Genomic DNA, 13,369 nt, shown 5'->3' on the forward strand with positions numbered 1-13,369 from the left:
CCTGTTCGCGTCGTTCCCCGAGTGGTACGCGACGCTGTTCAGCGGGTTCTACCTGCCGCTGCTGCTGATCCTGCTCGCGCTGATCCTGCGCGGGGTGTCGTTCGAGTACCGGCACCAGCGTGAGGGAGCCGAGTGGAAGCGGCGCTTCGACCGGATGATCGTGATCGGATCGGCCGTGCCGGCACTGCTGTGGGGTGTCGCCTTCGGCAACATCGTGCAGGGGGTCGCCATCGACGAGAACCACATCTATGTGGGCGGATTCTTCGCGCTGCTGAACCCGTACTCGCTGCTCGTCGGCATCACGACGCTGCTGCTCTTCTTCCTGCACGGCGTGCTGTTCGTATCGCTCAAGACCGACGGGCAGGTGCACACGGACGCTCGTCGCCTGGTCAAGCTCGCCGCCGGGCCGACGGTGCTCGCCGCCGCGGGCACCGTGCTCTGGACCGTCGGCATCGCCGGGGACCGCGAGTCTCCGCTGACGGTGATGGTCATCGGATGCGGGCTCGTCGCCGCCCTCGCCCTGATCGCGTCGGTGCTCTTCTCGATGCGCGGTCACGACGGGCGGGCCTTCACGGCGGGCGCCGTCACCGTGGCATCCGCTGTGGTGATGCTGTTCGCGGCGCTGTTCCCGTACGTGATGCCGTCGACGATCGACCCGGCCTTCAGCCTCACGATCGAGAACGCCTCGAGTACGCCGTATACGCTGACGATCATGAGCTGGACCGCCCTGATCGCCCTGCCGCTGGTGCTCGCGTACCAGACGTGGACGTACTGGATCTTCCGCAAGCGCGTCACCCGCAGTTCGATCGAGGGGGCTCCGGCGCACGCGTGAGAACTCCCGCACTGCACACCTCGCCCCGGTTTGCACAGGTTCTCACCGATTCCCTGTGCAGACCGGGGCATCGTGTGCGCCCTGAGCCGGACGGAGCCGAGGCATGAAGCCCGTCGACGTCCGGCTGCTGCGGTACGCGAGCGCGGCGCGGGGATTCCTGCTGCTCTCCGGCGCGATCGGAGTCGTCCAGACCGCGGTGACCATCGCGTTCGCGTGGATGCTGACGGATGCCGTCACCGGCGCGCTCGCGGGGCGCGATGTCGCGGCATCCCTGCTCTCGCTGCTCGGACTCGCTGCCCTGCGGGGTGTGCTGATCGCGGCCTCGGATGCCGCCGGAACCCGCGCCGCCGCCAAGACCGGGATGCAGCTGCGGGCCGCGCTGATCGCCGCCGTCGGTCGACTCGGACCCGGTTGGCTCGCTCAGCGCAATCAGGCCGGGCTCGCCGTCACCGCAGGGCACGGGCTGGAGGCGCTCGACGCGTACTTCGCCCGCTACATCCCGCAGCTGGTGCTCACGGTCGTCGCGACGCCGGTGCTCCTTGCGGTGATGTGGTGGCAGGACTGGCCGAGTGGACTGACGGCGCTCATCACGCTGCCGCTGATCCCGTTGTTCCTGATCCTCATCGGCATAGCGACCCGCACGGTGCAGCGCACGCAGTGGCAGACGCTGCAGCGGCTGGCGGCGCGGTTCGCCGACACGGTGCAAGGGCTCTCGACGCTGCGCCTGTTCGGGCGGGAACACCGGGCCGCCGCACAGATCGAGCACACGGCCGACGAGTACCGCCGCGAGACGATGAAGGTGCTGCGGTTCTCGTTCCTGTCGGGGTTCGCGATGGAGCTGCTGGCCTCACTCGCCGTGGCGCTGATCGCCGTGGCGGTCGGATTCCGGTTGCTGTCGGGTGACCTCTCGCTCGAGGTGGGGCTGTTCGTGCTGCTGCTCGCGCCCGAGACGTTCCTGCCGATCCGGCAGGTCGGCGTGCAGTTCCATGCCGCCGCGGAGGGGGTCGCGGCGACCGAGGACGTGTTCGAGGTGCTCGATGCGGCGGAGGCTCGGGCGGAGGCTCGGGCGGGCTCGCTCCACAACTCCGGAGATCCGGGTGCGATGTCGCCGGAATCTGCCGATTCGGGGGTTACGGGTGGCGTTTCTCCGGAGTTGTGGAGCAGCGGCGCGCGAGACGTGGCTGTCACCGACCTGCGGGTGCGTGATCTGCCGCCCGTGTCGTTCACCGCGACGCCCGGAACCATCACCCTGATCGAGGGTCCGAGTGGTGCGGGCAAGTCGAGTCTGCTCGCGGCTCTGCGCGGGGCGGTCGAGTTCGAGGGCGCGGCCACGGTCGGCGGCGTCGATGTGCGGGCTCTCGCTCCCTCCGAGTGGCTGGCCTGGAGTGGGCAGCGGCCGCAGCTGAGCCGCGGCACGATCGCGGCCAACGTCGCGCTCGGTGACGACGACCCCGATGCCGGCCGCATCCGTCGTGCCCTCGACGACGCGTGCGCGTCCGACCTCGATCCGACGCTCGAGCTCGGCGTGCAGGGCAGCGGACTCTCCGGAGGGCAGGCACAACGCGTCGCCGTCGCCCGCGCGCTCTACCGCCATGACGGAAGACCGGATGCGGTGCTGGCTCTCGACGAGCCGTCCAGCGCACTCGACCCCGACACCGAGGAACGGCTCTGGCAGTCTCTGCGGGCACGCGCGGATGCCGGGGCGACGATCCTCCTCGTGTCGCACCGCCGCTCGGCCCGCGCTATCGCCGACCGGGTCGTCGAGCTGGGGGTGTCCGCATGAGTACGGACTCCGCCCGGGTGCGCGGCATCCTGCGTCTGGCGCAGCCGCCGATCCGTCGCTTCCTCCCCGGCCTGATCTGGGGGTTCCTGTCGGCGGGGGCCGCGGTGAGCCTGCTCGCCGTCAGCGGTTGGCTGATCGTGAGCGCATCGATCGTCGACTCGCTCGTGCCCCTGTCGATCGCGGTGGTCGGCGTGAGATTCTTCGCGGTGTCGCGCGCGGTGACCCGGTATCTGGAACGGCTCAGCGGACACGATGCGGCGCTGCGTCAGCTCGCCTCGACCCGCGCCGACATGGTGCGGCGGCTGACACCGCTGTCGCCCGCCGGGCTCGGCCGCACCGACCACGGTCGGGTCCTCTCGGCGCTCGTCGACGACGTCGAGAACCTGCAGAACCTTCCGCTGCGGGTCGTGCAACCCCTCGCGGTCGCCGGGCTCGTCGCGCTCGGCGCGGTCGGCTTCCTCGCGTTCGTCTCGGTGCCTGCCGCACTCACCCTCGCCGCGTGCCTGGTGATCGCGGCCGCCGCGGCCGTGGGCCTCGGCTGGCTGTTCGGGTCCCGTGCGGAAGCCGCGGTCTCGCGCCGGCGTGGCGATCTGTCGGCGGCGCTGACCGACTACTTCGGCGCACTGGACGTGTTGCTCGCCTACGGCGCAGAGCCGCAGGCGCGCGAGCGGGTGCGGAACGCGGATGCCGAGCTGCGCCGCGCGGTGAGCACCGCCTCCCTCGCGCAGGCGGTCGCCGCCGGCGTCGTCTCGGCTGTCGCCGGTGCCGCATCGGTGTGGGCGCTCGCTGTCGCAGCTCCCGGACTGCAGACGGGGGCGATCGACGGCCCCTGGCTCGCCGTCGCGGTGCTCGTGCCCATGGTGGTGTTCGAGGTCTTCGGGGCGGTGCCGATCGCCGCGGCATCCTGGCGGAGCGTGCGGTCGAGTGCCGAGCGGATCCTCGATGTGCTGCCCTCAGACGCTCCCGCCGAGCTGCGAACGGACGACGGGGAGGATTTTGAGATCGACGCCGTGCCCGCGCTGCGACTTCGCGATGTGCGGGCCTGGTGGCCCGGCGGGTCGCCCGCGCTGCGCGGAATCGACCTCGATCTGCGTCCCGGCGAACGGGTGCTCGTCTCGGGGCCGAGCGGAGCGGGCAAGAGCTCTCTCGCGGCTGCGCTGGTGGGGTTCCTGCGGGTCGAGGGGGAGTATTCGGTCGGCGGGCGGGATGCCGCCGGGCTGTCGGGGGCCGCGCTGCGCCGCGCGATCGGCCTGTGCGAGCAGAGTCCGCAGCTGTTCGACGAGGACATCCGGCAGAACCTCCTCTTCGCCAGGGACACGGCCACCGACGACGAGCTGCTCGCCGTGCTCGACCGGGTCGGCCTCGGTGACTGGGTGCGCGAACGCGGTGGCCTGGATGCCAGGGTCGGCGATCGCGGCGGTCTCGTCTCCGGCGGGCAGGCCCAGCGCCTCGCCCTGGCGCGGGCGCTGCTGCGTGGCTTCCCCGTCCTGGTGCTCGACGAGCCGACGGCCGGAGTCGATCCGGATGCATCCGATGCCCTGCTGCGCGATCTGCTGCAGGCCGCGGGGGAGCAGTCGGTGCTGCTCATCTCGCACGTCGCGCCGCCTGCGGGCACCGTCGACCGGGTCGTGCGGATCGAAGACGGTCGGACGGTGGCCGGATAGGTCCGGGTGCCGTTTCGGCCCCGTGGCCGGGTGCCGGCGGGCGGGCACAGCTTCGGATGCGGCCGGCGGCGCGCCGGGGCATCCGCCCTCCACCCGGCGTGTCCGGGCTGGACTCCGAAGCTGTGCCCGGTGCGGCAGGGGGCGGCCGGGTGCGGCCGGCCTGGACGGGGGAACTATGTCCAGGGGTGTTCGTGCCGGATCGGCCTCGTCCCGGGTAGCCTCCGGGCGAGCACAGCTTCGGATGCGGCCGGCGGCGCGCCGTGGCATCCGCCCTCGATCCGGCGTGTCCGGGCTGGACTCCGAAGTTGTGCCCGGTGTGGCAGGGTGTGGCAGGCCGTGACGTCGGAACTATGTCTCGGGGCTGTTCGTACCCGGATCGGTCTCGTCCCGGGTACGGGCGAACACAGCTTCGGATGCGGCGGGCGGCGCGCCGTGGCATCCGCCCTCTATCCGGCGTGTCCGGGCCGGACTCCGAAGTTGTGCCCGGGTGCGGCAGGCCGCGACTCCGAAGTTGTGCCCGGGTGCGGCAGGCCGCGACTCCGAAGTTGTGCCCGGTGGCGGCTGGGTGCGGCCGGGTGCGGCAGGCCGCGACTCCGAAGTTGTGCCCGGTGGGCCCGGCGTGGCAGGCCGCGACTCCGAACCTGTGCGGGGTCGGGTCAGACGTTGAGGTCGGCGCGCGGTTCCATGACGATTCCCTGCGCCTCGAAGACCCGACGGCGTTCCTCGATGCGGCGGTGGAGTTCGACCTGCGCGTCGTCCACGAGCTGCGGGTCGAGGTCGACGGTCGTCGGGTGCGGGTCGCCGTGGTTCGCCTCGATGTAGGCGTCGAGCTCGGGGCCTGACGTCCAGGAGGTGATGAGGGCGTAGCGCGGGGCGGTGCCGCGGTGCCAGACCGCGTGCCAGAAGCGCTGAGTGTCGACGATGATGCGGGATCCCTCGCGCAACGGCAGGCGGATCTCGGTCGCCGGGTCGAAGCGGTCGGAGCGCAGGAGCAGCAACGAATCCGAATCGTCGGACAGGTTGTAATACCCGCGCACGACCCAGCCGGTGCCGTCTTCGTTGAGGCGGTTGTTGTCGTCCTGGTGCAGGTTGTAGACGGCATCCGCGTACTCATTGGGCTGCAGCTCGATGACGCGGCAGCGCCCGACTCCGGCGCCCGGCTCGAGGGCGCGCCGCTGCAGGGTCGGGGCGATCGCGACCTGCGACTCGACCCAGACGCCGTCCTTGTCGGTGCGGGGAGGGGTCTGGTTCCAGAAGCCGTTGCACTCGATCTGCCCGGCGTAGCTGGCGAGCGGGGCGAAGCGGGTCACGCCCGACGAACGCCAGCCGATGTACTCGAGGTCGAGCCATTCGGCGGGGTCGGATGCCTGGTCGTGGTCGTCGAGGACGACGTAGCCGGTCTCTGCCAGCGCCTCCGATGTGATGAAGCCCATTGCGTCCCCTCCGTGCCTCGACCTCGGTGCATCCCGAAGGATGGCTTCGCTCATCCCGAAGGATGGCTCCGCTCATCCCGAAGGATGGCTCCGTTCATCCCGCTGGATGCCGTTAGGCCATCCTAACTCGGAGGTCCGCTGCCCACTCGGCCGTGGGCCGGACAAAAAGGGGTGCAGTCGACACCGCAGACGGTGTCCGGTGCGCCACGGCTCGATTCGCGCCGTGGCGCGGTGTGTCGTAAGCTAGTCCGCGGTGACGTGTCCGAGCGGCCGAAGGTGCAACTCTCGAAAAGTTGTGTAGGGTAACCCCCTACCGTGGGTTCAAATCCCACCGTCACCGCCATGGAAACCCCCGAGAAATCGGGGGTTTTCCCGTATCCGGGGTGGGGCGTGGCACCCTTCGGTGCAGGTTTCGAGATGCCTGACGCCAAGTCCCGTCCGCAGGGGGCAGTGAAGACGTCCGTTCCCTGCTCGGTGAGGTAGGCGCCGGCTACGACTACGTCGTCTCCCCGCGGACGAGTTCCAGCACGCGACCGAGGTCGAGCTCGTGTGGCCGGGAGTCCACATCCGCGCCGCGCGTAGAGAGGCCGGCCAGTTCCTGGACGAGTGCATCCATGAGGAGAGGCTGATCGATCGCCACCGTGCTGAGCCGCGGGCTGACGAGCTGACCGACGGCCGTCCTGTCGACGCCGATGACGGCGACATCCTCGGGGACCCGCAGTCCGAGCTCGCGACTGGCGGCGACGACCGCGATCGCCACGTCGTCGTTGTAGGCGCAGATGCCGAGAGGACCAGTGCCCGCCTTGTCGCGCACCTCCTTCAATGTCTTCGTGGCGCCGTGGACATCGAGCGGGATGCGGGGAGTGAGCGGCAGCTCGAGACCGTGCTCCCGCGCCTCGCGTCGGATCCCTTCGAGACGCGGCGGCCCGAACGGGTCGAGGCGCTTGTCCTCGAGCGCTGCGTAGACGAGGCGCCGGGGGCCGTTCCGCAGCAGTTCGCGGACCTGGATCCGTCCGATCTCGATATCGATCGGATCGGGGTCGGCGGCCTCGGTGGCGTACGCGCGCCGAGGGACGACCAATGTTCCGGATGCCTCGATCCGCTCCCGCTGCTGCGAGGTGAAGACGCCGAAGTCGACGACGGCAGCCGGTCGCAGGTCGAGCACGGAGGTGAGAGTCGTCTCGTCCTGCATCCGCGCGAATCGCACGACGACGCTCATGCCGGCGGTCGCGCTGGCACCCGTGATCCGATCGACGGAGTCCTGCAGGTGAGGGCCGAAGGTCGCGTGGGGGACCACCAGCACGACGATGTCGCTGAGGCCGGTGACGAGCGCGCGCCCTGCCCGCGAGGGTCGGTAGTTCAGAGCTTCCGCGGCGGCCCGGACGCGGGCGCGGGTCTCGGCAGGGAACCGCTCGTCGCCGTTGAGGATCTGACTCACCGTCGAACGGGACACCCCCGCGCTCGCGGCCACGTCTTTGCTCGTGGCTCGTCGAGCAGGCTGCAGATCCACCGTCATGGCCCCCAGTCTGTCACATCGCTATTGACACGTGACACCAGCAGCATCTACCGTGGTGTCGCGTGTCACTGACACGTGACACTGCCGATCACTGTGACCGGTCCCATTTCATGACGAAGGAGTCAGCCATGGCCAAGGATTCGACCCGGACCTCGGCGGCGCAACAGCGCGCCGCGGTGGCCGCGAGCGCCGAGGAGTCGGTGACGGCGTCGCTGGCCGCCGTCGCGGTCGGTGAGACGATCGGCGACCCGAGCGGTCAGAAGCTCAAGGTCCGTGAGCGGCTCGCGTACGGCGTCGGAGACATCGGCGGCAACCTGATCTTCGCGCCGATCTCGGCATTCCTGCTCTTCTACTTCACCGACACGGTCGGGATCGGCGCAGCGATCGCAGGAACGCTGCTGCTCTTCGGGCGCGTGCTCGACGGCACCATGGATCTCATCCTCGGAACGTTCATCGACCGCACCTCCACTCGCTGGGGGAAGGCGCGACCCTGGATCCTGTTCTCGACTCCGGTCGTGGTCGTCTCGTTCATCCTGCTCTTCAACGTGCCCGCCGGGCTCGGCGAAGGGGCCAAGGAGTTCTACGCCTTCGCGATGTACTTCCTCTGCCTCGGCGTCGGGTTCGTCGGGTCCAACCTGGCGTACCACACGCTGCTCTCGGTGATCACGAGCAACTCGAAGATGCGCGTCTCCCTCACTGTCATCCGCACGTTCTTCGCCCTGGTCACCACGCTGGTCGTGAACTTCGTCACGATTCCGGTCGTCACCGCGAACGGCGGGGGCCAGGCGGGCTGGACCATGATCTCGGTCGTCTACGGCATCATCGCCGCCATCACGTTCCTCATCGTGTTCTTCGGCACCAAGGAGCGCGTCAAGGCGACGACGAAACAGGATGACGGGAACAAGCTTCCGCTCGGCAAGTCGCTGCGCATCCTCGCCGGCAACCCGTACTTCTTCCTCGCATTCGGATTCTTCCTGCTCAACTACCTGCTCACGGGCACGGCGGGCGTCGGCATCTACTTCGCCAAAGACGTGCTCGGCGACCCGAACATCTACAGTTTCCTCGGCCTCGTCCAGCTTCTCCCTCTGATCATCGGCCTCTGGTTCATGCCCGCGCTCATCGCCCGCTTCGGCAAGCGCACACTCATCCTGATCGGCGTCGTCGTCACCGTCATCGGCATCCTCATCTCGCTCATCGATCCGAGCAACATCACCCTCGTGATCGCCGGTGGACTCGTCCGCTCCATCGGAGGCATCCCCGCCGCGGCCGGTCTGTTCGCCCTCGTCGCCGACGTCGTCGACTACGGCGAATGGAAGAGCGGCTACCGACTCGACGGCATGACGTACGCCGCCGCGACCGCCGGGCAGAACTTCGGCGCAGGACTCGGTGTCGCCCTCGTCGGCTGGCTGCTGGCGGCCGGCAGCTACGACGGTCAGGCGACGACCCAGCCGGCGAGCGCGGTCAGCATGGAGATCTTCCTCTACCTCTGGCTTCCGCTCATCGTCGCCGTGCTCATGGGTGTGATCATCTGGTTCCTCAACATCGACAAGAACCTCTCCCAGATCCAGCGCGACCTCGCCGCCCGCCGGGTCGCGACGGAATCCGCCTCGAACGACTGAGCGCTGTGACCACGCACGGTGCAGAGGTGAACTGGGCGGTCGTCGGCACCGGCTTCATCTCCCAGTCCATCGCGGACGACCTCCGCCTCACTCCGGGAGCACGCCGCCAGGCGGTGTGCTCCCGGGATCCGGACCGAGCCCGCGCGTTCGCGGCGGACAACGGGTTCGCCGTGGCCCACGGGAGCGTGGCCGCACTGCTCGACGCCCCGACCGTCGACGCCGTCTACATCGCCACCCCGCATTCCACCCATGCGGCGATCGCGATCGCCGCTCTGGAGGCGGGCAAGCATGTCCTCATCGAGAAGCCGATGGCCGTGAGCGCGGAGCAGGGCCGGCAGATCGCGAGGGCTGCAGCAGCGACCGGGCTGTTCGCGATGGAGGCCATGTGGATGCGGTTCAATCCCGCATACCGCGATCTGGTCGCCGCAGCGCGAGGCGGGGCCATCGGCGAGGTCAGGAGCGTGCGCGCGTCATTCGGACTGCCGTTCGGGCCCGCCGACTCCACCCGCTGGACCGCACAGCGCGCCAGCAGCACGCTTCTCGACCAGGGCATCTATCCGGTCACCCTCGCACTCGACGTGCTGGGGCGACCCTCGCGGATACACGCGACCGGTCGCGTCAGGGACGACGGCGTCGACCTCACCGCGCACGCCACCTTCGAGTACGAGGACCATCGATTCGCGCAGCTGAGCGCATCGATGGTCGAGTACATCGAGCCGACGGCATCCGTCAGCGGCTCCGACGGGTGGATGACGGTGCCCGCACCGTTCTGGGCTGCGGATGAGTTCACGACGCGCGTGGGGTCGATCGCTCGCGCCCTCACCGAGCAGCACCGCACGCACCACGATCGCCGAGGCAACGGATACGTCCCGATGCTCGAGGCGGTGACGCTCGCGATCACCGAGTACCGGACCGAGCACCCCACCCACTCCCTCGCGGACAGCATCGCCACCCTCGAGGTGCTCGACGCCGTCCGCGAATCCCTGAGCAGCCCCACCGCACGACCGAAGGAGACCCGATGAAGCGCACGGCTTTCAACGATGGCTGGCAGTTCCGACCGAAGCAGAACCCGTTCGCCGAACTCGGCGGACTCAGCACGCCGTACACGGACGTCACCCTCCCGCACGATGCCCTGATCCACGAGGATCGCGATCCCGACGGAGAAGGCGCCGTCGCGTACTTCCCCGCCGGCGCGTATCAGTACCGCAAGACGTTCACCCCACCGGCCGGCCTCGCCGGCCAGCGGATCGTGCTCGAGTTCGAGGGCGTCTACCGCGACGCGACCGTGCACATCAACGGCGCCTTCGCCGGTCAGCGTCCGTACGGCTACTCCCGGTTCACAATCGACGCCGACCGGTTCCTCCGCTCGGGCGAAGAGAACCTCATCGAAGTCGAATCGCGGCACGGCGGAGACTCCCGGTGGTATACCGGGGCGGGCATCTACCGCGACGTCTGGCTCCACGTCGGACCGGCCGTCCACCTCCCGGTCGACGGAGTCCGGGTCAGCGCGACGGACATCGAACCGGATGGCGCCATGGTCGAGGTCGACGTGGTCGTCGCGAGCACGAGCAACCGCCGCGAGACGGTCGACGTCTCCGTCGTGCTTGCCGACGCCGACGGAACGACCGTCGCACGCGGCACCGTGCCGGTGACCGTCGACGCGAACGGACAGTCCCGCAGCCGACAGCGGCTCTATGTCCGCGCGCCGCAGCTCTGGAGCGCCGACAGCCCGACTCTCTACTCCGCCGCGGTGGAGCTGATCGTCGACGGAGCGGCCGTCGACGATGCATCCGCAGCTTTCGGCATCCGCCGGCTCCAGGTCGATCCCGTGCACGGGCTGCGCGTGAACGGCGAGGTCGTGAAGCTCCGTGGGGCCTGCGTCCACCACGACAACGGGATCCTCGGGGCGGCGACGTTCGCCGACGCCGAGGAGCGCCGGGTGCGGCTGCTCAAGGAAGCCGGTTTCAATGCGATCCGCTCCTCGCACAACCCGATGAGCGTCGCCATGCTCGAGGCGTGCGACCGGCTCGGCGTGTACGTCATGGACGAGACCTTCGACATGTGGACCTCGACCAAGATGCCCCACGACTACTCGCTCCATTTCACCGAGTGGTGGGAGCGCGACGTCGAATCGATGGTGGCTAAGGACTTCAACCACCCGTCCGTGATCATGTACTCCATCGGCAACGAGATTCCCGAAACCGGCTCGCCTGCCGGCGGGCTCACCGGTCGCGCGCTCGCCGAGAAGGTGCGCGAACTCGACCCGACGCGGTACGTCACGAATGCGGTCAACGGGATGCTCGCGGTCATGGACGACATGAAGAAGCTCGCCGCGCAACGCGGAGACGAGGGCGGTGGCGATGCCGCCGGGATCAACACGCTCATGGCAGGCCCGGCGGAGTTCATGAACCAGATCGGCACCTCGCCGTTGGTCACGGAGAAGACCGCCGAGTCTTTCGGCGTGCTCGACATCGCCGGCATGAACTACCTCGACGCCCGCTACGTGATGGACAAGGAGCTGTTCCCCCATCGCGTGATCGTCGGCACAGAGACGTTCCCCACGCGCATCGACCACAACTGGGCCCTCGTCACCGAGAACGCGCATGTCATTGGCGACTTCACCTGGACCGGGTTCGACTACCTCGGGGAGGTGGGGCTCGGCCGCGCCCACCACCTCGCCGAAGGCGAGACGCCGAGTCTCAGCGGACCGTATCCCTGGATCGCCGCCTGGTGCGGCGACCTGGACCTGATCGGCTCCCGCCGCCCCGCGTCGTTCTATCGGGAGATCGTCTTCGGGCTCCGCACCAGCCCGTACATCGCCGTGACCCGCCCGGGCAATGAGGACAGGACGTTCTACGCGGGGCCCTGGACCTGGAGCGACAGCATCGGGAGCTGGACCTGGGCCGGCCAGGAGGGAGCGCCGCTCGCGGTCGAGGTCTACAGCGATGCGGAAGAGGTCGAACTCGCACTCGACGGAGACGTGATCGGCACGGCCGCTGCGGGTGCCGAAAACCGCTTCAAGGCCGAGTTCACCGTCCCGCACCGCCCGGGCACGCTGACCGCCACGGCCATCCGGCGTGGCGAACGCGCCGAGTCGTTCTCCCTCACCAGCGCCGGCGACGCCGCCCGCCTCGCGACGAGAGTGGAGCACGGCACCTCGGAAGAGCTGGTCTTCATCGAGATCGCCGTCGTCGATGCGGACGGACGGGTCGACACCGGCGCGGATCGGCTCATCGACGTTCGCGTGGATGGCGATGCCGCGCTCGCGGCAGTGGGCAGCGGGAATCCGGCCCCGGCGGACACCTATGACGGACCGGAGCATCACACGTTCGACGGACTGGCGCTTGCCGTCGTCCGCCGGACCGGACCCGGGGCGGTGACCGTGACGGTCTCCGCCGGCGATGTGATAGCGCCGGCGACCGTCCTACTCGAGGAACTGGATCATCTCGGAGTGGCAGCCCGAACGTGAGGCCAAGGCGCGGCTAAGGGGGGACGGATGGGGTCGCGGGCGCACGCGCGCGGCCCCTCAGGGCGCGATGGATCCCTTGGGCGATCGCCAGGGCGACCCTTCAGTGCATCGCCTTCCGAGCCAGTTGGCGGTGTCGTCGGGCTGCTCTGCCTGGATGAGGAGCGTGAGACCACCATCGTCGTCGTGAGTGACGCCATCGGTGGCGGAGCCGATGGAGTATCGGCCGAAGTCGTTCGGGATGAAGAACTCGCCGGTGTCGTACATCGACAGGTTCCACAGCACGGAGACGGGAGGCAGCGCGCCCGGTTCGAACCTGAGCCGGTACTGCCGGTCACCCGTGAGCGGCTCTCCGTCGGCGTCGACGGTGGTCGACGGCTCGGACCAAGCCTCGGCGCGTCGCGTCCGAAAGGCTCTGCCACGCGAGACCCCCGCGCACGGTCAGACCGATCTGACGGAGCTGCACGACGAACGGATCGGCGAAATCGACGGACGTGGAGAGGTACTGAGTCATGGCGAACCCCAGTCGCTCGAGCATCCGCAGCTCCTCAGGGGCAGCGGGTTCGAACGCGGCGATGCCCTCCGACTGCGCCAGCCCCTCGTAATTCGCGCTGAGGCCCGCATCCTGGAAGACCGACAGTGGCAAACGGTCCGCCTCGCGGGCTGCTCGCGTGGCCGGGTACGTGGCGATGCTCAACCGGGGTGAAACCCTTCACTGAGAACGTCGTCGCCCGCCGTGGCGTCAGAGGTCGATTGGTCCGGGCGAGGGAACCACTGTCGGCAGTCCGCCGTCGAGGATTCGCTCGACCATGCCGATAGCGCGGTCGGTGAGGCCGTCACCGGGATAGAAGTCCTCGTAGTGCTCCTCGACCTCCGCCAGCGTGGTGAGGCTGCACAGGGCGAGCAGTTTGCGGATGTCGTCCACGTCACGCCCCGGGCGATTGGCGCGGAGCTTCATGGCGAGGAGCGCCTCCTTCGAGGCGACTTGGACGACAACGCTGTCGCGGTCGTAGATCGTCTCCCACTCGACGGGTCGCCGCCCGAACGTGGGCACCG

At 69.2% G+C, this 13,369-nt stretch carries 9 protein-coding genes, 1 tRNA gene and 2 pseudogenes; 7 read left to right on the forward strand and 5 right to left on the reverse strand.

The window, feature by feature from the left end; translation table 11 throughout:
• The 3 genes from cydB to cydC form a co-directional block, all read left to right on the forward strand.
• The coding region (cydB, locus tag ACESK8_RS17475; protein WP_372969770.1) for a cytochrome d ubiquinol oxidase subunit II at window positions 1-832 on the forward strand (832 nt) is incomplete at its 5' end.
• 103 nt (window positions 833-935) lie between these two features.
• A complete protein-coding gene (gene cydD / locus ACESK8_RS17480; RefSeq protein WP_372969771.1) occupies window positions 936-2,615 on the forward strand; it encodes a thiol reductant ABC exporter subunit CydD in 1,680 nt (559 codons plus the stop codon).
• On the forward strand, window positions 2,612-4,279 hold the full coding sequence (gene cydC, locus ACESK8_RS17485) for a thiol reductant ABC exporter subunit CydC (protein WP_372969772.1): 1,668 nt from the start codon (window positions 2,612-2,614) through the stop codon (window positions 4,277-4,279). Before cydD ends, cydC begins: the two co-directional genes overlap by 4 nt.
• Window positions 4,280-4,935: 656 nt before the next feature.
• On the opposite strand, the gene ACESK8_RS17490 is transcribed toward cydC, so the two are convergent.
• Window positions 4,936-5,712 (reverse strand): hypothetical protein, encoded by a 777-nt coding sequence (locus ACESK8_RS17490; protein ID WP_372969773.1) that lies wholly within the window; start codon window positions 5,710-5,712, stop codon window positions 4,936-4,938.
• Window positions 5,713-5,964: 252 nt separating this feature from the next.
• Between ACESK8_RS17490 and ACESK8_RS17495 the strand changes: the two genes are divergently transcribed.
• A tRNA-Ser gene (locus ACESK8_RS17495) sits at window positions 5,965-6,055 on the forward strand.
• Between the two features lie 153 nt (window positions 6,056-6,208).
• Here the strand turns inward: ACESK8_RS17495 and ACESK8_RS17500 are convergent.
• Window positions 6,209-7,228: a LacI family DNA-binding transcriptional regulator gene (locus ACESK8_RS17500; protein ID WP_372969774.1), complete on the reverse strand. Its 1,020-nt coding sequence runs from the start codon at window positions 7,226-7,228 to the stop codon at window positions 6,209-6,211.
• Between the two features lie 128 nt (window positions 7,229-7,356).
• Between ACESK8_RS17500 and ACESK8_RS17505 the strand changes: the two genes are divergently transcribed.
• The 3 genes from ACESK8_RS17505 to ACESK8_RS17515 are packed head-to-tail and all read left to right on the forward strand — an operon-like array spanning window position 7,357 to window position 12,316.
• Window positions 7,357-8,847: an MFS transporter gene (locus tag ACESK8_RS17505; protein ID WP_372969775.1), complete on the forward strand. Its 1,491-nt coding sequence runs from the start codon at window positions 7,357-7,359 to the stop codon at window positions 8,845-8,847.
• A gap of 5 nt (window positions 8,848-8,852) precedes the next feature.
• Window positions 8,853-9,869, forward strand: coding sequence for a Gfo/Idh/MocA family protein (locus ACESK8_RS17510; RefSeq protein WP_372969776.1), 1,017 nt, complete (start codon window positions 8,853-8,855; stop codon window positions 9,867-9,869).
• Window positions 9,866-12,316, forward strand: a complete 2,451-nt coding sequence (locus ACESK8_RS17515; protein ID WP_372969777.1) for a glycoside hydrolase family 2 TIM barrel-domain containing protein — start codon at window positions 9,866-9,868, stop codon at window positions 12,314-12,316. The genes ACESK8_RS17510 and ACESK8_RS17515 overlap by 4 nt, the downstream gene beginning before the upstream one ends.
• 57 nt (window positions 12,317-12,373) lie before the next feature.
• Here the strand turns inward: ACESK8_RS17515 and ACESK8_RS17520 are convergent.
• The 3 genes and pseudogenes from ACESK8_RS17520 to ACESK8_RS17530 all read right to left on the reverse strand — a co-directional run.
• A pseudogene (locus ACESK8_RS17520) lies at window positions 12,374-12,631 on the reverse strand (DUF1214 domain-containing protein); the annotation flags it as partial.
• 16 nt (window positions 12,632-12,647) lie between these two features.
• Window positions 12,648-13,010, reverse strand: coding sequence for a hypothetical protein (locus ACESK8_RS17525; RefSeq protein WP_372969778.1), 363 nt, complete (start codon window positions 13,008-13,010; stop codon window positions 12,648-12,650).
• 45 nt (window positions 13,011-13,055) lie between these two features.
• Window positions 13,056-13,369: pseudogene (locus ACESK8_RS17530) on the reverse strand (hypothetical protein); the annotation flags it as partial.

Origin of the sequence: Microbacterium sp. (genome assembly GCF_041641055.1) — a bacterium.
Taxonomy (GTDB): Bacteria; Actinomycetota; Actinomycetes; order Actinomycetales; family Microbacteriaceae; genus Microbacterium.

Excerpts from the sequence above, each read along its gene's own strand:
- cydD (WP_372969771.1), top strand. The coding sequence starts at position 936 with ATGAAGCCCGTCGACGTCCGGCTGCTGCGGTACGCGAGCGCGGCGCGG.
- cydC (WP_372969772.1), top strand. The coding sequence starts at position 2,612 with ATGAGTACGGACTCCGCCCGGGTGCGCGGCATCCTGCGTCTGGCGCAG.
- ACESK8_RS17490 (WP_372969773.1), bottom strand. The coding sequence starts at position 5,712 with ATGGGCTTCATCACATCGGAGGCGCTGGCAGAGACCGGCTACGTCGTC.
- ACESK8_RS17500 (WP_372969774.1), bottom strand. The coding sequence starts at position 7,228 with ATGACGGTGGATCTGCAGCCTGCTCGACGAGCCACGAGCAAAGACGTG.
- ACESK8_RS17505 (WP_372969775.1), top strand. The coding sequence starts at position 7,357 with ATGGCCAAGGATTCGACCCGGACCTCGGCGGCGCAACAGCGCGCCGCG.
- ACESK8_RS17515 (WP_372969777.1), top strand. The coding sequence starts at position 9,866 with ATGAAGCGCACGGCTTTCAACGATGGCTGGCAGTTCCGACCGAAGCAG.